Here is a 23,039-nt window from a genome sequence, read left to right as displayed (position 1 = left end):
TACGATGTGTTGTAGGCCCGGTAAGCGCAGCGCCACCGGGCAACTTAAAGGCACCGTGCACACAAAAAAGCCGGGTGGCGGCTACGCCTTACCCGGCCTGGATGTCGTCAATTTCAATGTGTCTGGCGGTGATTCTCTTTGCGATACGCCCCGGGCGGCTGGTTGAAGGTGCGGGTAAAGATGCGGGTAAACGTCTGCTGCGAGTCAAACCCGTAGCGCAGGCAGATATCGTACACGCGCTCGTCTGACTCACGCAGATCGCGCGCCGCCATCAGCAGCTTGCGTTCGCGGATGTAGCGCCCCAGACTTTCGCCTTTGTACTGCATAAACAGCCGCTGTAAATGCCATTTTGAGTAACCCGCATGGCGGGCAATCTCTTCGATGCGTAACGGCTGGTGTAGATTGTCATCAATCCATTCGACAATCGTATCAATGACCTGAGCGGAAATCGTCATACTGCTCTCCCCCTCTGCTTCTCGCTTAAACATTATTCCCACCACTCGCGAAATTGTTGCGTGGTATCACTCACCCGCACGGGCTCGCCCAGCTCCGGCGTCAGCAGCCGGTAGTTTTTATCCTTACTGGCTTTCGCCAGCTGGATCAGTGGATCGTTCCAGGTATGTTTCGCCAGCACAAAACGCCCGTTATGTCCCGGTACGACCGCTTTGGCATTGAGATCTGCCGAGGCCTGCGCCGTTTCTGCCGGGTGCATATGGATGTACTTCCAGTCCTGGTCGTACTGGCCGTTTTCCATGATGGCTAAGTCAACTCCGCCAAACTGCTCGCCAATCGCTTTGAAGTGCGGGCCGTAACCGGAGTCTCCGCTGTAGTAGACCTTTCGCTCTGGGGTGACAAACATAAAGCTGCCCCACAGGGTCTGGTTACGCTTAATGCCGCGCCCGGAAAAATGGCGCGCCGGCAGAACGTGCACCGTCAGCGTATCGCTGATATGCACCGACTGGTTCCAGTCCCGCTCGTCGATAATCTCAGGGTTCATCCCCCAGTAGCGCAGATGCGACCCCACGCCCAGCGGGGTGACCACGCGCTTAACCTTCGGCAGCAGCGCCTTGATGGTGGCGTAATCCAGATGGTCATAGTGATCGTGGGAGATAATCAGCAGGTCGATCTCCGGCATGCTCTCCGCACGCCACGGGTACTCCCCCGCAAACGCTTTATTGAGGAAGGAGAACGGTGCGGCGTAGCTACTCAGAACCGGATCGATCAGGATGCGTTTCCCCGCCAGCTGCATATACCAAGAGGAGTGGCCGAGCCACACCAGCGTGTCCTGTTCAGGCGACAGGCTCGCCAGATCGGTTTTCACCAGCGGCAGCGGCTGCGCAGGACGGGCGTTTTCGGTTTTACGGGTAAGGAACTGCCACCACGCCACCAGCATATTTTGTTGCCCGGTAAAGCCCGGCGTAGGGAGCGTGTTATGGAATTGCCCGTCGCGATAGTGCGGAGAGGCTTCCACTTCAGAGAGCTGCGCACCCTGCGGTGGCTGGCCAAATCCGGCATTCAGTACAAACGGTAAACTGGCAGCTGAAGCAATAATCATGACTAACACCACGCAGATGAATAGAGGCTTTTTCATTTCCTGACCCGCCTACGCGCCCCATCCGATGGTTTGCGCGGGTGACACTTGATTATGAGTGAGTAAGCACTCATTATAGATAGGATGATTACGCCGTCAAGAAGGTTTTCGTTCTTTGACATTCCGCGTTGCAGCGTATCAAGGCTCGTGTTTCAATCAGGGCTTTTACAATTGACGGGAGGAAAAATTTAGTGGCACGTCCGAAGAGTGAAGATAAAAAACAGGCCTTACTGGAAGCAGCAACGGCTGCGTTTGCGCAGTCAGGTATTGCCGCCTCAACGGCGTTAATTGCCCGTAATGCGGGCGTCGCTGAAGGGACACTGTTTCGCTACTTTGCTACCAAAGACGATCTGCTGAATGCCCTCTACCTGCATCTGAAGCAGGATCTCTGCCAGACCATGCTGGCGAATCTCGATCGCACCATCACCGAGCCAAAAGAGCATACCCGCAATATCTGGAACAGCTATGTAGACTGGGGCATTCGTAACCCCCTGGCGCATGCGGCTATCCGCCAGATTGGCGTCAGTGAAAAGCTGAACGCCGAAACCGAGCAGGCGGTGAAAGACATGTTCCCGGAACTGCATGAACTGTGTCGTCGTTCGATCCGCCCGGTGTTTATGTCTGACGAGTTTAAAACCTTCGGTGATGCAATGTTCTTATCGCTGGCTGAAACCACCATGGAGTTTGCCGCCCGCGATCCGTCCCGTGCCGTCGATTTTAAAGCGCTGGGCTTTGAAGCCATGTGGCGCGGGCTTGCTGAGGAAGATAACCATGGACAGTAAATCCTTGCAGGAACATGCCAGACGCGTCGCGCTGGAGATGCCTTTTACCGAACATTGCTGGCCGTTTGGCCCGGAGTATGACGTGTTTAAGGTGGGCGGGAAAATTTTTATGCTGATGGCGACCGCACACGGTCGGGCCCACGTCAGCCTGAAATCCGATCCGGAAAAATCGCTGCTCAATCAGCAGATCTACCGTGGCGTGGAGCCCGGTTACCATCTGAATAAAAAACACTGGATCTCACTTTATGGCACGGACGACATCACGCCTGAACTGGTCACCGACCTGATTACGGATTCGTGGAATCTGGTCGTTGATAAACTGCCGAAAAAAGATCAGAAGTGGATTCGGCCAGCCTGATTGTTCGTCTGAGACGAACAGAATAAGCGCTCGAATCGCACTTATCTTTTCCCGCTTCGCGCGGTAATCTGCTTTCCTTTCACGCCCGCCCGCGGGCGAATTTCATCACCAGGAGTTGTTATGGATATTATTTCTGTCGCCCTGAAACGCCACTCTACCAAGGCGTTCGACCCAGCCAAAAAACTGACCGCAGAAGAAGCGGAAAAAATCAAAACGCTGCTGCAATACAGCCCGTCCAGCACCAACTCCCAGCCGTGGCACTTTATTGTTGCCAGCACTGAAGAGGGTAAAGCGCGCGTGGCAAAATCCGCGGCGGGCACCTATGTGTTTAACGAACGCAAAATGCTGGATGCCTCTCACGTGGTGGTGTTCTGCGCGAAAACCGCGATGGACGATGCCTGGCTTGAGCGCGTTGTCGATCAGGAAGAGGCTGACGGCCGTTTCGCCACACCAGAAGCAAAAGCCGCGAACCACAAAGGCCGCTGCTATTTTGCCGACATGCACCGCGTGGATCTGAAAGATGACGACCAGTGGATGGCGAAGCAGGTTTACCTGAACGTCGGCAACTTCCTGCTGGGCGTGGCCGCGATGGGCCTGGATGCGGTACCCATCGAAGGGTTTGACGCCGCGATCCTCGACGAAGAGTTTGGCCTGAAAGAGAAAGGCTTCACCAGCCTGGTGGTGGTCCCGGTCGGGCATCACAGCGTGGAAGATTTCAACGCCACGCTGCCGAAATCTCGCCTGCCGCTGAGCACGATTGTGACTGAATGCTAAGCGCTTCTGGCACGCCGGCTATCGGCGTGCCCGTTTTCAGTAAAGCGTTATCTGCGGATGCTTTACCCCGCACACCAGCGCATAACGCGTTAATGTATCGAGACTCGCCCGGGTAATATTTGCTTCCATTCGTGATACCGTCGGTGCGCTGACGCCCATCCGCTCCGCCACCTGGGCGCGCGTCAGACCAGCATGATTGCGCCATTGCGCCAGCATCTCCCGCAGGCGTTCCTTGCGCTCTTCTGCATCAAAGGAAGCCTGAACTTCTGAATCGCTTAACAGTTCAGCTCTGAGTTCGTCCCAGTCAATAATCTTTTTGCTCATCCAACATCTCCTGTTGTCGTTTCAGTGCCAGACGGAGTTCAGCAGAGGGCGTTTTTTGCGTCTTCTTGATAAACACCCGCAGCAGAAAAATGGTTCTTTCCCGCTGATAAACGTAGATCCCACGAGTATGGATCAGCCCGACGGTTCGGATTTCGAACAAACCATTGGGTAAGGGTTTGCTGTCAGGTTCACGCAATACTGTCGGGTTGTTGCGTAATTTATCAAGCTGGCGAATCAGCTTCGCCTGTACTCCCGCAGGCAATGAGAGGATCTCCTCCCTGACTGCCGCATGAACGATAAGTCTGAACACTGTATTTCATCCCTGATAATATTAGCATGTAAGGCAATTTGCATTAAAGGCTAATTTTGCCTTTCGTGATTCACCTTACCAGCTTATTCCAGGCAGGACCGGATCCGCGTTGATTCCCTGAAAGCCCCTCGCAAAAAACTTATTTCCCCTGCTCCGCCAGCCACGCCATCGCCCTCTCCCCTGCCTCATCCACGGGTAAATAGACCAGCAGCCGCGATCCGTTTCGCGGCGCGGAGTACCAGTACATCTGCTGGAGATGAAAATCCCCCAGCTCGGGATGGGTGAACAGCTTGAGCTGGTTCTCCACGCCGCGCACGTCGTTACGCTGGTGCCACAGGGTTTTGAACTCTTCGGACACCGCAAAAAAACGCGCCAGCTTCGCTTCCCAGAGCGGGTCGCCACGGTGCTCAGCCATGGCCGCGCGGAAGTAGGAGACGAAAATCGGCAGCACGTCGTCACGTTTGCCGAGCCGCGCGCGCCACGCCGGATGGGTGAGGAACAGGTAAATACAGTTGCGATCTTCCGGCGGGATGGCGTTGAAATCGACGCCCATCAGGTGGCCGAAGCTGTCGTTCCACGCCACGATATCGAAATTCGGTTTCTGAATACTGGCAGGTTTCGGCATCAGGGTATCCAGCAGGCGACGCGTGCCTTCGCTGATCCCCTCGCAGCACACCGCCTGCGGGGCTTCGCCCGGCGGCAAACCGGCGAGCACAAAAAGATGCCGGGCTTCGGTCGGGGTGCATTGCAGCGCTTTTGCGATGGCGGCCATCACCGCGCTGGACGGATTGACGTCCCGGCCCTGCTCCAGCCAGGTGTACCAGGTCACGCCGACATCCGCGAGCATCGCCACCTCCTCCCGACGCAGGCCCGGCGTGCGGCGGCGGCCGCTGCGCGGTAAGCCGAGGCGCTGCGGATCGAGGCTTTCGCGCCGGGCTCGCAAAAACGCGCCCAGCTGCTTGCGGGTGTCATCCTGGAGAGAGGTGACAGGTTCAGACATCAGCGTCATAACATCTCCTGCATGGTAGTGTCAGTACCAGTATAAGCAAGAACTGGTACCCGTTTATCAGATGGTTGATGCTACGACTCTACGCTGTTTGACGCAATGGAGTCACCATGAATACGTCAGTTGTTTCACCGGGTCGTGCGGGCCTGATACTGCTGTTAACCGGCCAGATGCTGCCGCTGATTGATACCTCAATCACCAACGTGGCGCTGGATTCCATCACCCATTCATTACACGCCACCGCCACCGAACTGGAGCTGATCGTCGCCCTCTACGGCGTGGCCTTTGCCGTCTGCCTGGCCCCCGGCAGCAAGCTGGGCGATAACCTTGGCCGCCGTCGCCTGTTTATGTGGGGCGTGGCGTGTTTTGGCCTGGCCTCGCTGCTGTGCGGCATGGCGGGCAATATCGAACAGTTGCTTGGCGCGCGCATTCTTCAGGGCGCGGGCGCCGCGCTGATCATGCCGCAAATTCTCGCGACGTTGCATGTGACGTTAAAAGGAACGGCACACGCCAGAGCGATCAGCCTGTTCGGGGGGATCGGCGGAATTGCGTTTATCGTCGGCCAGATGGGTGGCGGCTGGCTGGTGTCGGCGGACATTGCCGGGCTGGGCTGGCGCAACGCCTTCTTTATCAACGTGCCGATTTGTCTGGTGGTGCTGGCGCTGAGCCGTCGCTACGTGCCGGAAACCCGCCGCGACACGCCGTCGCGCATTGACTGGACCGGGACTGTCCTGCTGACGGCAATACTGTGCTGTCTGCTGTTCCCGATGGCGCTCGGCCCGCAGTGGCACTGGTCGTGGCCGCTGAAGGCTGCACTGCTGGCGATTGTGCCGCTGGCCTGTTTGATGGTGCTGAACGCGCGCAAAAAAGAGCGTGAGAATGCCCACCCGCTTATCGCGCCGCGCCTGTTGCAGTTGCGCAGCATCCGCTTTGGCGTGCTGATCGGGATACTCTTTTTCAGCGTCTGGTCCGGGTTCATGTTCTGTATGGCGTTGACCATGCAAAGCGGTCTGGGGATGGCGCCGTGGCAGTCCGGGAACAGCTTTATCGCGCTCGGCGTCACCTATTTTATTTCTGCCTGGTTCGCCCCACGCCTGATTGCCCGCTACAGCACCAGCGCCATCCTGCTGACCGGGCTTGCGATTCAGCTTGTCGGTCTGGTGGCGCTGATCGCCACGTTCCGTCACTGGGGTATGCAGAATACCGCGCTGACGCTGGCCCCGGCCACCGGGCTGGTGGGTTACGGGCAGGCGCTGATTGTAAACAGCTTCTACCGTATCGGGATGCGCGATATTCAGCCTGACGACGCGGGGGCCGCGAGCGCGATTTTAAGCACGCTGCAACAGGCTGCGCTGGGGCTTGGCCCGGCCATTTTCGGCGCGATTTTGCTGCACGGGCTGCAAAATCATCACGGAGATTATACCCAGGCGGTCAACGTCTTCCTGATGGTGGAAACGGCCATGATGGTGGTGCTGGCGCTGGTCACGCTGCGTATGCGTCATCGTCTGTGTTTACCGGTCGTCAAGGCCTGTCCGGCGACAAAATAAAACTGCCTGAATTTGCATAATAGATCCGCAGCCGCCATTATGGGGCTGCATCAATACAGGAGACGTTATGCAGGAATTAATTGCTCAGGTTGAAGAGTTAGGGATTGAAATTAATCACACCACCTCTTTAGTGATTATCTTTGGTATTATTTTTCTTACGGCCATTATCGTTCATTTTATTCTGCACAAAGTGGTGCTGCGCGCATTCGAGAAACGCGCCCAGGCCAGCAGCCATTTATGGTTGCAGATCATTACGCAGAACAAATTATTTCACCGTCTGGCGTTTACCCTCCAGGGGATAATCGTCAACGTTCAGGCGGTTCTGTGGCTGCAAAAAGGCAGCGAAGCGGCGGAATTACTCACCACCTGCGCGAAATTGTGGGTGATGGTTTATGCCCTGCTCTCCTTCTTCTCGTTGCTGGACGTGATTTTCAATCTGTCGCAGAAAATGGCTACCGCCTCGCAGCTGCCGCTGAAGGGGATATTCCAGGGCGTTAAGCTGGTGAGTGCCATTCTGGTGGGGATACTGATTATCTCCCTGCTGATCGGTCAGTCACCCGCCATTCTGATAAGCGGCCTGGGTGCGATGGCCGCCGTTCTGATGCTGGTCTTTAAAGACCCGATACTGGGCTTAGTGGCGGGCATTCAGCTCTCCGCCAACGACATGCTCAAGCTCGGCGACTGGCTGGAGATGCCGAAGTACGGCGCCAACGGCACGGTGACCGACATCGGCCTGACCACCGTTAAAGTGCGCAACTTCGATAACACCATCACCACCATCCCGACCTGGGCGCTGGTGTCCGATGCGTTCATCAACTGGAGCGGCATGTCCGCCTCCGGTGGTCGCCGCATCAAGCGTAGCCTGAATATCGATACCACCAGCATTCATTTCCTCGACGAGCAGGAGCAGCAGAAACTGATTCAGGCGGAACTGCTGAAGCCGTATCTGGCGGCGCGTCATGAGGAAATTAACCTGTGGAATCAGCAGAACGGCGAAGGGGAATCGGTATTAAACCTGCGCAAGATGACCAATATCGGCACCTTCCGTGCCTACCTGAATGAATATCTGCGTAACCACCCGCGCATTCGCAAAGATATGACGCTGATGGTGCGCCAGCTCGCGCCGGATGCCAACGGGCTGCCGATTGAAATATATGCCTTTACCAACACGGTGATCTGGGCGGAATACGAAGATATTCAGGCCGACATCTTCGATCATATTTTCGCGGTGGTAGATGAATTTGGCCTGCGTATTCACCAGTCGCCAACCGGAAACGATATTCGCTCGCTGGCTGGCGTCATCGCCAGATAATCAGGAGCTGGCGCGGGAAATAAAGCGCCAGTCCATCATGACCCTTTCCGTGGGCGCATCCGGGTTGTCGATCTTATTTAACAGCAGATTGACCGCCTTGCGCCCGATATCCCGCGACGGCTGTTCAATAGTGGTGAGTGAAATCATCTCCGCCAGCTCAGTGCCGTCAAAGCCGACCACCGCGATATCTTCTGGCACCCGCAGCCCTGCCTGCTGAATGGCGCGCAGCGCCCCCGCCGCCAGCGTATCGGAAACGGCAAACACCGCATCCGGCGGGTTTGCTTTTAACAGATTTTGCATCGCCGCCATGCCCGCACCAGAGCTGAGCTCACTGGCGTACTCCACCGCCTGATAATCCAGATCCCGCAGGTGTATGACGCTCTTATAGCCGCGCTCGCGCAGACGGGCATATTTGTAGCTGAGGTCGTGGTTGATGAGCGCAATGCGTTTGCGTCCCCCGTCGGCAAGCTGGCTGACAACGTGCTGGGAGGCATCAACATCATTAATCCCCACGCAGGAGACCGCGCCCGCATCGGCGTATTCAGCGCACTGCACCCACGGCGCGTTGCCAATCAGCGCGGCCAGCTCCGGCAGTTTCGAGAACGCATCCATGGTGATAATGCCGTCGACGATTTTGCCGGAGAGCAGGCTTAAGCCCGAGCGGGAGCGCTCAATATCCGAGCCGGAGTTGCACAGCAGAATGCGATAGCCGTTCTTTTCTGCCTCGGCTTCAATGCCCTTCACCACTTCGGCGCAGAACGGGTTGGCGATGTTCGAGACCATCACCAGGATCATATAGCTGCGGGCAGTGCGCAGCTGACGCGCCAGCAGATTGGGCTGATAGTTACTCTCCTGGATCGCCTGCAAAACGCGCTCGCGGTTTTTCGCCTTCACGGTATCGCTGTTATTCAGTACGCGGGAGACCGTTGCCACGGATACCCCGGCCAGTTGAGCGATTTTCTGAATTGACATAGCGACGATACATCCTGCGGTTAGCGTTTTGTGCAGGCTACCATAAATTGATTGCCCGGCGAACCGGGCAATGCGTCAGTATTCCACGCGCACCCAGCGCTGCTGCTGATGACTTTTCATAATCGCATCAATGATATACATCACACAGGCGCCATCGTGGAAGGTGGCAAACTGCGGATTATCCGGCATCGCGCCCGCCTGCACGGCACGGTAAAACTGCGCCATCATATTTTTAAAGGCATCCGGCCAGCCTTCAATGTGCCCGCCGGGGAAGTGGGCGCTGTCGGCCACGTCACGGTTCATCAGGCCCGGATCGTCGCAGAGTATCTGGTTTGCCCTGGCGCGATGGCCGACCCACAGCTGCTGCGGGATTTCCTGATCCCACGCCACCGACTGCTCGCTGCCGTTAATTTCAAAGGTCAGGCGATTTTTTCGCCCCGCGCTCACCTGCGAGACGCTAAAGCTGCCCTTGCTGCCGTCGTCAAAGCGGAACAGCACCGAGCCAAAGTCTTCGGTGGTGACCGGTTTGTCTTCATATTCCGCCTGCTCGTCATGGGAGAAGGTCTGATGACCGCCCGCGCTGGCCTTGCGCGTCGGCCAGACGGTGGATAAATCAGCCATCACCCCGGTAATACGCCTGCCGGTCACATACTGTACCGTATCGCACCAGTGGGAGCCGATATCCGCCACCGCCCGCGACGCGCCACCGAGCGCGGCATCCACCCGCCAGTTGTAGTCGGTTTCCAGCAGCATCCAGTCCTGTAAATAGCTGCCGTGCGAAGCAAACAGCCGCCCGAGGCTGCCCGTACGCATCATGCTCGCCGCCTGGCGCACCATCGCAAACTGGCGATAGACAAAACTCACGCCATGCACCACGCCTGCCTGCTCCGCCAGCGCCACCAGCTCGCGCGCCTCGTCCGGCGTCATGCACAGCGGCTTTTCGGAAAACACGTGCTTGCCCGCACGCAGGATCTGGCAGTTAATCTCCGCGTGCAGGTGGTTCGGCGTGCAGTTGTGCACCGCGTGCAGATTAGGGAGCGCGAGCAGTTCCTCCACGCTGGCACAGGCGTGCGGCACATTGAGCTGGTGCGCCTTTTCCTGCGCCTTAACGAGCGAGCCGTCACAGAGCGCGACCACCTGCACAAACCCGAGACGCCTGAGCGCCTCGATATGTGCCGGGCCAATAAACCCGCTGCCGATAATCCCGACGTTAATCATGGCTGCCCCCTGCGGCGAAATCATCAAACGCCCGTCCGGAAACCGGGATGATATGACGGCGGATAAATTCACTGCCCTCACTCGCGCCGGTATCGCCATCCTTCAGGCAGCATTCCCACTCCAGCACCGCCCAGCCGTCGTAGTCGTACTGGGTCAGCTTGCTGAAAATGCCCTTAAAGTCGATCTGTCCGTCGCCGGGCGAGCGGAAGCGTCCGGCGCGGTTGATCCACGGCTGGTAGCCGCCGTAGACGCCGCTGCGCCCGCAGGGGCGGAACTCGGCGTCCTTCACGTGGAACGCTTTAATGCGCGCATGGTAGATATCAATAAAGGTCAGATAGTCCATCTGCTGGAGCAGCATATGGCTTGGATCGTAGAGAATATTACAGCGCGGATGGTTATCGACCAGCGCCAGAAAACGCTCGAAGGTGACGCCGTCGTGCAGATCTTCCCCCGGATGCAGCTCAAAGCAGACGTCCACGCCCTGCTCGTCGAAGGTATCCAGAATCGGCCGCCAGCGGGCTGCCAGCTCCCCGAATGCATCCTGAAAACGCTGCTCGTTGTGCGGCGGCCACGGGTAGAAAAACGGCCAGGCCAGCGATCCGGAGAAGGTGGCGTGTGCTTTCAGGCCTAATCGGGCCGAGGCGACCGCCGCCTGCTTCAGCTTTTCCGTCGCCCACGCCTGAAGCGCCGCCTCGTTACCGCGCACGGAAGCAGGGGCGAAATGGTCAAACGCCTCGCTGTAAACCGGGTTTACCGCAACAAGCTGCCCTTCCAGATGGGTCGACAGCTCGCTGATGACCAGCCCATGCGCGGCCAGCCTGGCGGTGATGTCGTCGCAGTAGGCCTGACTCTCTGCGGCTTTCTCCACATCAAAGATATGCGGATGGTTGCAGGGGATCTGCACCGCTTTGTAACCCTTCCCCGCCGCCCATCCTGCCAGCCCGTCGAGCGTGTTGAAGGGCGCTTCCCCGCCAATAAACTGCGACAGAAAAATGCCCGGTCCTTTCATTGTCCTCATACCACCTCCTGAACGTTACGCCTTGTCATCGTCATACTTAAACGTGAGAAGGAAAATCAGCGCGATCGCCGCGGCAGCCACCGCCGGGATCCACCAGAATGTGACCCACGCCTGCGGCACGGTCTGCCCTGCCACCAGACGGTTGTAGAGCGCGCCGGAAATCTGCGAGCCGAGCAGCATGCCGATGCCGTAGGTGAACATCACGATCATGCTCTGCGCCTGGCCTTTGACCTTTTCGCCCGCCACGCGGTCGGTGTAGATAAAGCCAACGACAAAGAAGAAATCGTAGCAGACGCCGTGGAGCAGAATGCCGAGATACAGCAGAATGCGCCCCTCCTCGCTGACGCCCAGCGCGAACATGGCATAACGCACGAACCACGCCAGCATGCCGATCAGCAGCATATATTTCACGCCCAGGCGGCGGAACAGCAGAGGAATAACCAGCATGAAGACGATCTCAGACATCTGCCCGAAGGACATGGCGGTGCTGACGTCGGCAATGCCGGCATCCGCCAGATACGAGGCGGTGTAGGCGTAATAGGTGCCGAGCGGGACGGAGATCAGCATCGCGCAGACGGAGAAGACGAAGAAGTGGCGGGTTTTGAGCAGAGCGAAGGCGTCCGCGCAGAAGAGATCCCGCACCTTTACCGGCAGGCCTTTCGCCGGGGCGGGCGTGTGCGGCAGCGTCAGGCTGTAGATCGCCAGCAACACGGAGCTGACCGCCGCCACCTGGAAGATGGTGACGCTGGACGCCACGCCGGTGACGCCGATGAAAATGCCCGCCGCGATCCAGCCGATGGTGCCGAACACGCGCACTACCGGGAAGGTTTTATCCACGTTCGCCAGACTGTGAAACGCAATGTTGTTGGTCAGCGCCAGCGTCGGCATATAGCAGAGCGTGTAGCCAAACAGCAGGCCAATCAGCAGCGCGCCGTTCTCAGCAATCAACGCCCCCGGCACGAACCAGAGGATCGCCGCGCCCGCGAGGTGCATCACCGCCATCACCTTCTGCGAGGCAAAGAAGCGGTCCACCAGCATCCCGAGCACGAACGGCGAAAGAATGGAAGCGATGGGTCCGGCAGAGAACGCGTCGCCAATCAGCAAAGACATGTTGTGCCGGGTCATCACCAGGCCAAGCGTGACCGACCAGCTACCCCAGATAAAAAATTGCAGAAACATCATCAGCGACAGACGCGGCACCAGCAGCCGGTGCTGTGTTATCGCCTTTTCACTACTCTCAGTTGACACCATGATAAGCCTCACCCGGAAAAAGTAATCGATTACAAATTCGCTCAAATGAAAAGTAATCGATTACAAAATAAAGATCCTGTGGATCAAAACAGAATTGGGAGGGGAGTCACGATAAAGGTGAAGGGGAGGTGCCGGGTGACGGCTGCGCCTTACCCGGCCTACTAAATAACGTCCCCGAACATGTAGGCCCGGTAAGCGCAGCGCCACCGGGCGTGAAGGCGGGTGCGGTCTGGTTTGGTGCGGTCTGGTGCCCTCACCCCGGCCCTCTCCCACAGGGAGAGGGAGAAAACCGCGCTACTTTTTGCGTGAAAGCTTAAACGCGATAAACAGGAACACCACCCACACCGGCAGCAGCATCGCTGACAGGCGCATCTCATCCATGGTGCACATCAGCACCAGAATCAGGCCGAGGAAGGCGATACAGAGGTAGTTCCCCGCCGGATAGAGCAGCGCTTTAAACTGCGTCTCGCGCCCCTTGCGTCGCATCGCCGCGCGGAAGCGAAGGTGCGCCAGGCAGATCATGATCCAGTTCAGCAGCAGCGTGGCGACAACCAGCGCCATCAGCAGGCCAAACGCCTCTTTCGGCAGCAGATAGTTAATCAGCACCACCAGCGAGGTGATAGCGCCAGAAAGGAACAGCGAATTGATCGGCACGCCGCGACGGCTGACGCGGGTGAGGAACTTCGGCGCGTTGCCCTGTACGGAGAGCCCAAACAGCATGCGGCTGTTGGAGTAAACCCCGCTGTTGTAAACCGACAATGACGCCACGAGAATGACGAAGTTGAGCGCCGAAGCCACCACGTTGCTGTTCAAATCGTGGAAGATCATCACGAACGGGCTACTGTCAGATTTCACTTCTACCCACGGATAGAGCGCCAGCAGCACCACCAGCGAGCCGATATAGAACAGCAGGATACGGTACACCACCTGGTTGACCGCTTTCGGAATGCTTTTGTGCGGATCGCGCGCTTCAGCCGCGGTGATGCCAATCAGCTCCAGCCCGCCGAAGGAGAACATAATGACCGCCAGCGACAGGATCAGCCCTTTCCAGCCGGTCGCCAGAAAGCCGCCGTGCTGCCACAGGTTGTCGATGCTTGCACGCTCGCCGCCGTGACCGGAGAACAGCAGCCACAGGCCAAAGCCGATCATGCCGATAATCGCCAGCACCTTAATCAGCGCAAACCAGAACTCGGTCTCGCCATACAGGCGCACGTTCACAAGGTTAACGGCGTTAATGATGATGAAGAAGGCCGCGGCCCAAATCCACGTCGGCACGTCCGGGAGCCAGTACTGCATATAGATGCCGGCGGCGGTCAGCTCTGCCATGCCCACCAGCACGAACATCACCCAGTAGTTCCAGCCGGAGAGGAAGCCTGCGAACGGCCCCCAGTATTTATAGGCAAAGTGTGCGAAGGAGCCGGACACCGGCTCTTCAACGACCATCTCGCCGAGCTGGCGCATGATCAGGAAGGCGATAATCCCGGCGATAGCGTAACCCAGCAGAACCGCCGGGCCAGCCATTTGAATGGCGGGGCCGATGCCGAGAAACAGCCCGGTACCGATCGCGCCGCCAAGGGCAATTAACTGAATATGTCGATTTTGCAAACCACGTTGCAGCGTCGGACTCTGATCCGACGAAGCTTCAGCGCTACCATGGCCTGAAGCGGATGACGCGTCTTTCACGCCCTACCCCTGTCTCTTTTTTAGAAGGGGCACGTTTTAACACTTCATGCTGGTGGTAGCAAGCTTAACGCCGGGCCAGCGCATGCGCCCGGCGGATAAACGTCACGACCCGATGATCCCGCCGTCCGCTTTGGTAATCACCACCGTTGACGATCGCGGACGCCCGTTCGGGCTGGCGTCTGGCCAGTTGGAAACAGCGCGCGGATTGGCCGGGTCGGTAATATCATCCCCGCCCTCCCCCGGATGCTGAATGTTGATAAACAGCGTGCGGTTGTCCGGCGTAAACGCAATGCCGGTGATTTCACATCCGCGCGGCCCGGTCAGAAAACGGCGATACTCGTTGGTGCCCGGAATGGTGGCGACCATCTGGTTATTGCCCATCCCCTCGTACGCTTTCTTATTGATGGTGCTGGAGGAGACGTCGGTCTGGATCCACAGGACGCCCTGGTGATCGAACGACAACCCATCCGGGCTGCCGAATGCCGCGCCCTGCATGGAGCCTTTGGCCTTCGGATCGTCGCCGTCGGTACGCCCGGCCATAACCAGAATATCCCACTTAAAGCGTGCGGCGGCAGGATCGGCACCCTCTTCGTGCCAGTGCATGATGTGACCAAATACGTTGTTGGCGCGCGGGTTAGCGGCATCGACCGGTGCCTTCCCCTCTTTACCGCGATCGCTGTTGTTGGTGAGCGTACAGTAGACGCTGCCGCTGGCGTGCGGATCGACGGCAATCCACTCGGGACGATCCATTTTCGTTGCCCCCACCGCGTCGGCCGCCAGGCGGGTTTTGATCAGCAGATCGCCCTGGCTTTCAAACCCGTTGCTTTTATCCAGGCCATTTTGCCCGAAGATCAGCGGCAGCCAGTCGCCGCTTCCGTCCTGGTTGAACCTGGCGACGTACAGCGTGCCGGACGTCAGCAGCTGCATATTGGCTTCCCGGTTCGCGGGATCGTATTTTTTGTCGGAGACAAACTTATAGATGTACTCAAACTTCTGGTCGTCGCCCATGTAGACCACCACGCGATTATCGGCGGCGAGCGTGACGGCGGCCCCCTCATGCTTGAAGCGGCCCAGCGCGGTGTGCTTGCGCGGCGTGGAGGTCGGGTTGTAGGGATCGATCTCCACCACCCAGCCGAAACGGTTGGGTTCGTTAGGGGTTTTATCGACGCTGAACCGCTCATCCACCTCGTTCCAGCGATAGGACTCATCGCTGTCGCTAATGCCGTAGCGTTTTTCCAGCGGATTGAGATCGGCTTTTTTCACAAAAATGTCCGACCAGTTCTCCTCGCAGGTGAGATAGGTGCCCCAAGGCGTGTGGCCGTTGGCGCAGTTCTGCATGGTGCCCAGAACGCGTTCCCCCTGCGGATCGGCGGCGGTTTTCATTAAATCCTGATGCCGCGCCGGGCCGGTAAGCTGCATCGGCGTATTGACGGTAATACGCCGGGCGAAGGAAGACGGACGCACCACCTCCCAGCCGCTGCCCGTTTTTTTCACTTCCACCACCGACACGCCCATCGCGTTCTGCCCCTTGCGGGCTTTATCGAGGCTCCAGTTCGCCGTACCGTCGGTAAACAGCATCCCGTTATCGATGTATTCATGGTTCAGCGCCAGCAGGCCATGTTCCGGGTTTTGCGCCCCCTGCGGCAGGCTAAACCACGCCATGCCGTCGTGGTGCATGCCCGCCTGCACAGCCTGTTCGTCTGTGGTATTGCTGGCGTCCGGCTTAAATGCCGGCATGTTGTCTTTGATCCCCGTCGGATCACCCCAGCGATAGAACGGGCGGGCAATATAGCCTTCTGGCACCCTGACCGTGTCTTCCGTGGAGACGTCGATGCTGGTAAAGCCCAGGGAAACTGCTTTTGCCAGCGCAGAAGGCTTCGATACCGCGGCAATGGCATTTTCGGGTGTGATCAGATACGGGAATGATACGGCGGCCCCCGCTACGGCCCCCATCTGGAGAAAACGGCGGCGGGAGAGAAACACCTCTGCCACCTCGGAGAATACCGGGTTAGCGCTGCGGTTACTGATATCGTCGCGATGTTCTTTTTTAAATACGGATTTGAGGGGTCTGCCCATAGCGGCTTCCTGTCATTGGCCAAGAGGTAAGGATGTGGCGACCAGTGTAAGAAGCTTTTATTACAATTTTATAACACGACAACGAAGGGATTGGGGCGTCCCTGCCCCGGATAACGAGGTGGAACGCTTAGAACTCGTAGCCAACCGAGACCTTAAAGGTACGCGGCTCGCCCTGAGTGATGTAAGTACCGGAATCGTCCACGCTTGACCAGTAGTTCTCGTTGGTCACGTTGTCGATGCCAGCCCGCACGGTCATCTGGTTTTCATTGTGGTTCACCGCGAAGCGATAGCGCATACCCAGATCCAGCGTGGTGTAGCTGTCCAGCTTTTTGGTGTTCGCAAGATCGGCATACTGCGTGCCGGAGTGGTTAACGCGCGCGGTCGCCGTCAGGCCTTCAATCGGCTTGATGTCGTACTCTGCGCCCAGCACGGCGTAGAAGCTCGGAATACCGATCGCATCGTTGCCCTGATTGACGCCGTTTTTGGTTTTGGTCAGCTCGGCCTGCAACCAGGTGGCGCTGGCATTCAGGCGCATCCCGAGCATGGGCTCGCCGAAGACGTTCAGCTCCACGCCGCGGTTACGCTGTTCTGCATCCAGGCCGTAGTGACCGCTGTCGTCAAGGATCGCCGACGGCATTTTGATCTCAAACAGCGCCAGGGAGCCGCCCACGCGGCCAAAGTCCGCCTTTACGCCCACTTCGTTCTGCTTAGAGTGCACGATACCGGTGCTCTGGCCGTAGTTAGTAGCAGTGTTCGGCGCAGTTTCACCGGGCTGTAACGCCTCGGTGTGGTTGGCGTAGAGGGAAATTTCCTCCCACGGTTTATAGACTACGCCGTAGGTTGGCATCCAGCGGCTGCCGTCGAAACCGTCCGCGTCGTTTTCCGCGCCGGTGATTTTGTTGTACCCACGGATGACAACTTTCTGATGACGTGCGCCTGCGGTGAACAGCAGCCTGTCATCCAGCACGCCCAGGGTATCACTCAGCAGCCAGCCCTGCGTGCGGGTGCGCCCGCTGGTCAGCGGATCGCTGTATTTGCCGCCTAAGCCGCTGAAGTTGCTGCTGTCCGGCATAGCCACGCCGGTGTTGTGGTAGATATTGGTGGTTGGGTTATCCGCCGCAGCCGACATCTTCCACGCGATTTTTTCGTTTTTGGTCATCGCCGAATACCCGACGTTCACCTTATGCGAGACGAAGCCGGTAGTGAAGTTACCGCGAATGCCCGCCATGCCGCTGACGGAATCGCTGATGCGGTTGGTATCAAGGCGGCTGACCGTCGCATTACCGCTCTTATCGAGGAGCTTCGGCGCGCTGTAGATCCCTTCTTCGTGCGCGTGCTGCGCGCCGAGACCGGTATACGCCGTCCAGCTATCGGTGATGTCATACTCGCTGCGCCACATCCCGAACTCGTTTTCGATATCGCTGTAGGCCCACTTCTGCGAGAAGTTGCGATCGTTCTTCGGCGGTTCAGGCACAAAGTCCACCGCCGAGATGTTGACGCTGGTCGGGCTGCCGTGGAAGGTTTTTTTCTGGTAGCCCAGGTCCAGCGAGGTGCGGAAGCGGTCGCCTCTGTAATCCAGTCCGGTGGAGAGCAGCGTGGTGCGGCGGCGGTCGTTCGGCACGCCGGTTTCGCCTTCGCGATGCACGAGGTTCACGCGCGCGCCAAACTGGTCGTTATCACCAAAGCGACGACCCGCATCCAGCGTGGTGCCAATCTGGGAATTCGAGGTGTAGTCGACGCCCACTTTCGCCTGCGGGGTGTCGCCCGCGTGTTTCGGCTCAAGGTTGATCATCCCGCCCACGCCGGAGCTTGCGGCGCCGTTCATCAGCGAGTTGGCGCCTTTGAAGATCTCGATGCGGTCAACCATCTGGGCATCCACCACCTGACGCGGCAGCACGCCGGACAATCCGCCAAAGGTCATATCGTCGCCGTCAAACTTCAGGCCGCGAATGCGGAAGGTTTCCGCGCTGTTGCCGTACCCCTGAACGAACTGCACGCCCGCGTCGTTAGCGACCACGTCAGCAATGGTTTTCGCCTGCTGATCTTCCACCAGCTTCGAGGTGTAGCTGATGATGTTGAACGGCACGTCCATGGCGTTCTGCTGACCGAGCATCCCCATTCGTCCGCCGTTCGCCACCTGCCCGTCAAGGAAGGCGGGCACCAGCTGGTCGCCGCCGGGTTTGAAATCACTCCCCGCGGTGGACTGGACGACAATGGTGTCCTCTTTTTTCTCATCCGCCGCAAAAGCGGAGTGGGTTACCGCGCCGATGGCAATCGCCAGCAGTGTTTTGTGCATTGTGGTGTTGTTCATAATGAGCTCTTAACGTGCGCGCAAAAATGACCCGTTGTCGGGCCTTAAATGTTATTAAAAGAAATGCAAATGAGAACTATACGCATTATGCATGCGTAATCAAGTGTCAACGGGCCTCTCTGAGCGAGAAGCGGCAAGAAACAATGTTGAGGGGGAGATACGGCGCGCAACCACCCCGCAACAGGGGTGGTTGCTAAGGCATTATTTTTTCTTGTAAATATCGGCAGTGCCGTGAATTTTGTTGTTGGTGTTGCCGGAAGTCAGCACCAGCACATCAGCACCTTCTTTATCGGCTTTCTCAATCAGCTCTTTTTTCGCGTCGTCTACTGAGACTTCATTGGAAGTGCTAACCGTACCGATTTTTTCATACTGTGATTCAACTTTCTCAAACTCGTTTTTCGTCAGCAGTTCAGCCGCAAAGGTATTGGTGGTAAACAGAAATGCAGCGCCCATCAAAATAGCAGTCGTTTTTTTCATAACCTTTTTCCTTGAGATTAATCAGCAACTACAAAAAGCCCCACGAGTAAGAGTGAGGTGATATGAGCATGGTAGAGGAATAACAAAATTGCCACAGCGTAAGAAAAATACTGTTATAACAGTCAATTGTGCTGTGAAAAATGTGCGTTAACGCTACTTTCGCGAGGGGTGTTTCATGGAGAAAATCAGCAGGGCGTCGCGCGGGCGGCAATCTGTGAAAATTAATGGCACGCCCTGTAGGATTCGAACCTACGACCTACGGCTTAGAAGGCCGTTGCTCTATCCAACTGAGCTAAGGGCGCACGGAGAAGAGTGTACTTCGCGGTGGTGAAACGCCTGGAATTATACGGTCAATGCGTAGTGAGTCAATGCCTTTTCCGCCTTCTCTGGCGATAATGACTAGCTGATTGTAAATACGGCTGTTTTTTCAACATTTATCCCTCTTTTACGGGCTGCGAAAAGGCTTAGCCGCTTTTAAGTAACGCCTGCTGTTTTCCTGTTCACTTCACCTTCACACTGTCCTGCGGTATCCCGGCCGCCTGGAGGCTGGAAGTGAACAGGACGACGGAGTGACAGCGCCAGAACAGACAGGTTTCCCCTCGTGCGTGCAGCACATCTCACACGACATTACAGGCATTAAGCTTGAACCCATTGTCGCCCTCTCCTCTTCACGCACGGTGGGGGCCGAAGTGCTCAGCGTGCTGTCGCCGCATCAGCAAAGCGAAAGCTTTTTCCAGGACTGGTCAGCCGCCCGGGCGCTTATGCTGCTGGAAGCACAGATCGCCGCGTTAAAAAACCCCTTCCCCTGTGACAACCTTTTCATAAATTTGCCGATAACCGTTCTGACCATACCGGAAATGTTCCAGCGTTTACTGCAACTTAACAGCCCACCGCTGAACATTGAACTCGTGGAGCCTGCCTCGTTCTTTTCACTCTCAGACCCGGCGCGTCTGAGGGTGAGTTGTGCGCTTCAGCAGTTGACCGCGCGAGGACACCGGATCTGGCTGGATGATATTGATGAAGCGTCAGGACAAGCATTTTTATCCTGCCGCCTGCCATTAAGCGGAATAAAAATCGATAAGATCGCTTTCTGGCGTTTACGTGAAACGCAGGCGCTGACACAGCTGGTCACCCTTTGTTCAAAAATCGCTGCGAATGTGCTTATTGAAGGCATTGAAACAGAACGGGACCGTACTTGCGCGCTTCATGCTGGCGCGCGCTTCGGTCAGGGATATTATTGGCCATCCTGGAGATGGCAGGAGGACTGAACGGTCATCGCCAAGAGGGAAGCTATGCGAATGACAGTGCGCCGTTACCGGCGTCGTCGGACAGGAAGTGATTCACTGGGTTCTACGCACTCGCCTTTTGCTCTCCCATTTTTTGATCGTCTCGAATATTTGAGCCAGTCAATCAACCAGACCCGCAAAACCGATGCTCCCTTTATCATTCTGGTCACACAGGATAATTTTTTCCGTTCCGGTTTACTGAGCGGGCAGTCGCCCCTGAGCAGTTGCTGCGACTATTCCACGCTGGAAGCCGCCCTCAGTGATTTAAATCACTGGCCTTCATCGCGTCTGGTAATAGACATTGAGAGCCGCGCCTCGCCGCTCATCGACCTGCTGGACCGATTACGCCGCCACAGCCTGTTCGCCCCCTACCTGACACCCTACCTGCTCGTCCGCGCCGATGATTATGATGCTCGCCTGTTTTGTAAAGCGGCTGGCCCTTTTCATGTGCTTGAACGCCAGCTAACGGCGCTGGCTATGCAACAAACCTTGCTGGAAGCACCGTCACCGGCCGGCAACCGCAAAGAGTGGTTTTCACGGGATGAATGGCCGATCTTACAGGCGCTGTCGCAGGGGAGCTCCTTGCGGCAGATCGCGCAGTTACAGAACCGCCCCTACAGCCGCATTATTTACCGTCTCAGCTGCATCCTGGCGAAACTTGGGCTGAATCATCGTCATGAGTTGCTACATCTTCTCAACAACCTCTCAGATTTCACGTATTAACGTATTCAGTAACTTCTTAATTCCTAAAGACCTTTAGGAAATTACTTAGGATGTATGTTAAATTTTTGTGTTTTTTAACAAAACTTTCGATTTTATAACTATTCCTAATTCCAGGTCTTAAACCATGCGAAATGCTGCCGGTACGCTCAACGAGAGTGATTTTATCCATGCGTTAAGGTTCTGGCGCTTCAGTTAACAGGATGATAATGGTGTAAAAACAAGCGATTCACCTGTAAAAGAATGCGATGAGAGGTGAAGAAAACAGCAGATAGTACTGTTCTGTTGTTGGGAACGGCAATTTGCCAGGAGGCGTTTGAAACGGAGAGATGACGCACGAAATGGCGGATTTCAGGGATGGCAGGCAGGCGGGATGCTGGTTGTCACAGCCTGCTCGCTGTTAACATTCATTTAACATACAGTAAAATCGTTTATTTTTTGTTATTACATAAAGATGAAAGTGTGTGGTAAATGCAATATCAGGACATTTTTGCTAATTTTAAAAAGTTAGTGATTCAGATCCAGAACATAATAATCAGCAATATATGGATATTAATTTACAGGCTTTTCGGACAATACTTAAACGGTATAATAAGACGTGTTTGACACGCGAATAAGAAAAATCATTTTGCCATAACCAGCCTTATGAGATAACTGCGCTGAGGCATTGATATCACCACTACGTAAACAAGGATGCTTTCGCTCTTCCCAGGGACATTTACCGTACAAGGATCTGCGCAATTATCCTTCCGGCTTTTCGAGAGTTTTAACAAAACTCAGCATAACGCTTTTAACAATCTGAGGCATAAAAAATGAAACCGGCATCCGTTATCATTATGGACGAACACCCTATCGTCAGAATGTCGATAGAAGTCCTGCTACAGAAAAATAAAAACATCCAGGTCAAACTGAAGTCAGGCGACAGCCACGAGGTGCTTGACTGTATACGCAACCACCCCATTGACCTGGTCATTCTCGATATTGAAATGACGGGCACGGATGGGTTCGTATTACTGAAAAGAATCAGGAACTTAAATAAAGACATTAAGGTTCTTTTCCTCTCTTCGAAATCTGAAGCCTTCTACGCAGGACGCGCCATCCGCGCCGGGGCAAATGGTTTTGTCAGTAAGCGAAAAGATCTGGGGGAAATTTATAACGCGGTGGAAATGATCCTGACGGGCTATTCCTTCTTCCCCTCAGAAACATTGAGTTTTATAAACCATCTGGGCTCGCGGACGGGCGCCGCTGTGGATATGCCATTATCAAATCGTGAAGTGACGGTTCTGCGATATCTGGCGAACGGATTATCTAATAAGGAGATTGCGGATCAATTATTACTTAGCAACAAAACAATTAGCGCCCATAAGTCTAATATCTTTTCCAAGCTGGGCGTGCAAAGTATCGTTGAATTAATTGATTACGCGAAAGCGCACGAATTACTGTAATCCTACCCTCTCCCTGCAACATATAACCGTTACAGGGAGAGTGGATACGATTAATTATAATTAATCATGAAAGTTGCATCGGCGTCAGCCCGTCCCGGCTGCGGGTTATCCGCCGTGGCGATATAATTGGCATAAAACGACAGTTCGGCATTTCCCTGCGCATCTACCGCCACCGTCTGGCTGGCCTGCTGCAACGCGAGGCGCGTTTTATCCCGGTCGAGGATCTCCACGGCCACGTTGCTGGCCGCGCTGGCATCATTCAGCGCCAGCAGGCTATTATCATGCCCGTCCATCTTCCCCGTAAATGTGACCGAAGCCGCCCCCGGCGGACATCCGGTCAGCTTCAGGGTGAACGGTACAGGCTGCGTCCGGCTCCCCGTTGTGCGAAGCTGTTTCGTGGGCCAGGTGCCGAGCGTGACGGTTTTATTGCTGTCGTCCCCCTCCGCCACGCAGGTAAAATCCACGATATTGCCGTAGAGCTGAATGTTAATTTCCCCAAGCGCCGTCTCTGCGTGTGCAGGGGAGCAAAGCGCAAAGAGCGCGACGGCTAAATACCGCATTCCGTTTCGCATACCTGC

22 protein-coding genes and 1 tRNA gene are annotated in these 23,039 nt (G+C 56.3%); 8 read left to right on the top strand and 15 right to left on the bottom strand.

All coding sequences use genetic code 11. The features are described 5' to 3' along the window. Positions 1–113: 113 nt before the first annotated feature. Both AC4OVU_RS06075 and AC4OVU_RS06070 read right to left on the bottom strand, forming a co-directional pair. Complete coding sequence (locus AC4OVU_RS06075; protein WP_032670430.1) at positions 114–455, bottom strand: RamA family antibiotic efflux transcriptional regulator; 342 nt, start codon at positions 453–455, stop codon at positions 114–116. Positions 456–487: 32 nt separating this feature from the next. Further along, positions 488–1,591, bottom strand: a complete 1,104-nt coding sequence (locus tag AC4OVU_RS06070; protein WP_017382551.1) for a RomA family MBL fold metallo-hydrolase — start codon at positions 1,589–1,591, stop codon at positions 488–490. 191 nt (positions 1,592–1,782) lie between these two features. On the opposite strand from AC4OVU_RS06070, the gene AC4OVU_RS06065 reads away from it, so the two are divergent. From AC4OVU_RS06065 to nfsB, 3 genes are all read left to right on the top strand, one after another. Then, complete coding sequence (locus tag AC4OVU_RS06065; protein WP_003858882.1) at positions 1,783–2,373, top strand: TetR/AcrR family transcriptional regulator; 591 nt, start codon at positions 1,783–1,785, stop codon at positions 2,371–2,373. Next, entirely contained in the window at positions 2,363–2,731 is a 369-nt protein-coding gene (locus AC4OVU_RS06060) for an MmcQ/YjbR family DNA-binding protein (RefSeq protein WP_003858883.1), read from the top strand. The genes AC4OVU_RS06065 and AC4OVU_RS06060 overlap by 11 nt, the downstream gene beginning before the upstream one ends. A 120-nt stretch (positions 2,732–2,851) precedes the next feature. Further along, on the top strand, positions 2,852–3,505 hold the full coding sequence (gene nfsB / locus AC4OVU_RS06055) for an oxygen-insensitive NAD(P)H nitroreductase (RefSeq protein WP_003858884.1): 654 nt from the start codon (positions 2,852–2,854) through the stop codon (positions 3,503–3,505). Between the two features lie 36 nt (positions 3,506–3,541). Here the strand turns inward: nfsB and AC4OVU_RS06050 are convergent, their stop codons facing one another. The 3 genes from AC4OVU_RS06050 to AC4OVU_RS06040 all read right to left on the bottom strand — a co-directional run bounded on the left by AC4OVU_RS06050 (position 3,542) and on the right by AC4OVU_RS06040 (position 5,148). Continuing rightward, positions 3,542–3,829, bottom strand: coding sequence for a helix-turn-helix domain-containing protein (locus AC4OVU_RS06050; protein WP_015571209.1), 288 nt, complete (start codon positions 3,827–3,829; stop codon positions 3,542–3,544). Then, entirely contained in the window at positions 3,810–4,139 is a 330-nt protein-coding gene (locus AC4OVU_RS06045; RefSeq protein WP_017382553.1) for a type II toxin-antitoxin system RelE/ParE family toxin, read from the bottom strand. The genes AC4OVU_RS06050 and AC4OVU_RS06045 overlap by 20 nt, the downstream gene beginning before the upstream one ends. Positions 4,140–4,278: 139 nt before the next feature. Beyond that, positions 4,279–5,148 (bottom strand): helix-turn-helix transcriptional regulator, encoded by an 870-nt coding sequence (locus tag AC4OVU_RS06040; protein ID WP_023296063.1) that lies wholly within the window; start codon positions 5,146–5,148, stop codon positions 4,279–4,281. Between the two features lie 107 nt (positions 5,149–5,255). On the opposite strand from AC4OVU_RS06040, the gene AC4OVU_RS06035 reads away from it, so the two are divergent. Together AC4OVU_RS06035 and AC4OVU_RS06030 are read left to right on the top strand one after the other, a co-directional pair. Then, on the top strand, positions 5,256–6,692 hold the full coding sequence (locus AC4OVU_RS06035) for an MFS transporter (protein WP_017382555.1): 1,437 nt from the start codon (positions 5,256–5,258) through the stop codon (positions 6,690–6,692). Positions 6,693–6,759: 67 nt separating this feature from the next. Then, complete coding sequence (locus AC4OVU_RS06030; RefSeq protein WP_491928640.1) at positions 6,760–8,004, top strand: mechanosensitive ion channel family protein; 1,245 nt, start codon at positions 6,760–6,762, stop codon at positions 8,002–8,004. Here AC4OVU_RS06030 and AC4OVU_RS06025 read toward each other — a convergent pair whose 3' ends face one another. From AC4OVU_RS06025 to AC4OVU_RS05985, 9 genes are all read right to left on the bottom strand, one after another. Then, on the bottom strand, positions 8,005–8,976 hold the full coding sequence (locus AC4OVU_RS06025; protein WP_015571213.1) for a LacI family DNA-binding transcriptional regulator: 972 nt from the start codon (positions 8,974–8,976) through the stop codon (positions 8,005–8,007). Between the two features lie 75 nt (positions 8,977–9,051). Beyond that, a complete protein-coding gene (locus AC4OVU_RS06020; RefSeq protein ID WP_110292342.1) occupies positions 9,052–10,194 on the bottom strand; it encodes a Gfo/Idh/MocA family protein in 1,143 nt (380 codons plus the stop codon). Further along, the gene (locus tag AC4OVU_RS06015; RefSeq protein WP_110292341.1) at positions 10,187–11,212 is read right to left on the bottom strand and encodes a sugar phosphate isomerase/epimerase family protein; all 1,026 of its coding nucleotides are present in this window, start codon (positions 11,210–11,212) and stop codon (positions 10,187–10,189) included. The genes AC4OVU_RS06020 and AC4OVU_RS06015 overlap by 8 nt, the downstream gene beginning before the upstream one ends. A gap of 15 nt (positions 11,213–11,227) precedes the next feature. Next, complete coding sequence (locus tag AC4OVU_RS06010; protein WP_015571216.1) at positions 11,228–12,463, bottom strand: MFS transporter; 1,236 nt, start codon at positions 12,461–12,463, stop codon at positions 11,228–11,230. Positions 12,464–12,757: 294 nt separating this feature from the next. After that, positions 12,758–14,146: a phenylalanine transporter gene (pheP, locus tag AC4OVU_RS06005; protein ID WP_017382559.1), complete on the bottom strand. Its 1,389-nt coding sequence runs from the start codon at positions 14,144–14,146 to the stop codon at positions 12,758–12,760. A 102-nt stretch (positions 14,147–14,248) separates the two neighbouring features. Beyond that, positions 14,249–16,222, bottom strand: a complete 1,974-nt coding sequence (locus tag AC4OVU_RS06000) for a PhoX family protein (RefSeq protein WP_023296058.1) — start codon at positions 16,220–16,222, stop codon at positions 14,249–14,251. A gap of 127 nt (positions 16,223–16,349) precedes the next feature. Further along, positions 16,350–18,533, bottom strand: coding sequence for a TonB-dependent receptor (locus tag AC4OVU_RS05995; protein ID WP_110292339.1), 2,184 nt, complete (start codon positions 18,531–18,533; stop codon positions 16,350–16,352). A 201-nt stretch (positions 18,534–18,734) separates the two neighbouring features. Beyond that, positions 18,735–19,010, bottom strand: a complete 276-nt coding sequence (yahO, locus tag AC4OVU_RS05990) for a DUF1471 family periplasmic protein YahO (RefSeq protein WP_045334432.1) — start codon at positions 19,008–19,010, stop codon at positions 18,735–18,737. A 225-nt stretch (positions 19,011–19,235) separates the two neighbouring features. Then, positions 19,236–19,312: transfer RNA gene (locus tag AC4OVU_RS05985), tRNA-Arg, on the bottom strand. A gap of 303 nt (positions 19,313–19,615) precedes the next feature. Between AC4OVU_RS05985 and AC4OVU_RS05980 the strand changes: the two genes are divergently transcribed. The 3 genes from AC4OVU_RS05980 to fimZ all read left to right on the top strand — a co-directional run bounded on the left by AC4OVU_RS05980 (position 19,616) and on the right by fimZ (position 22,461). Then, on the top strand, positions 19,616–20,278 hold the full coding sequence (locus tag AC4OVU_RS05980) for an EAL domain-containing protein (protein WP_110292338.1): 663 nt from the start codon (positions 19,616–19,618) through the stop codon (positions 20,276–20,278). Between the two features lie 24 nt (positions 20,279–20,302). Next, on the top strand, positions 20,303–21,019 hold the full coding sequence (locus AC4OVU_RS05975) for a helix-turn-helix transcriptional regulator (RefSeq protein ID WP_110292337.1): 717 nt from the start codon (positions 20,303–20,305) through the stop codon (positions 21,017–21,019). Between the two features lie 809 nt (positions 21,020–21,828). After that, positions 21,829–22,461, top strand: coding sequence for a fimbria biosynthesis transcriptional regulator FimZ (gene fimZ, locus AC4OVU_RS05970; protein ID WP_003858901.1), 633 nt, complete (start codon positions 21,829–21,831; stop codon positions 22,459–22,461). Between the two features lie 50 nt (positions 22,462–22,511). On the opposite strand, the gene sfmF is transcribed toward fimZ, so the two are convergent. Beyond that, entirely contained in the window at positions 22,512–23,033 is a 522-nt protein-coding gene (gene sfmF / locus AC4OVU_RS05965) for a fimbria assembly protein (protein WP_023296055.1), read from the bottom strand. Between the last annotated feature and the right edge of the window lie 6 nt (positions 23,034–23,039).

Source organism: Enterobacter sp. 6722112 (assembly GCF_058661685.1).
The sequence above is the reverse complement of the archived record's forward strand: the minus strand, read 5'-3'. Positions and strand labels throughout refer to the sequence as shown.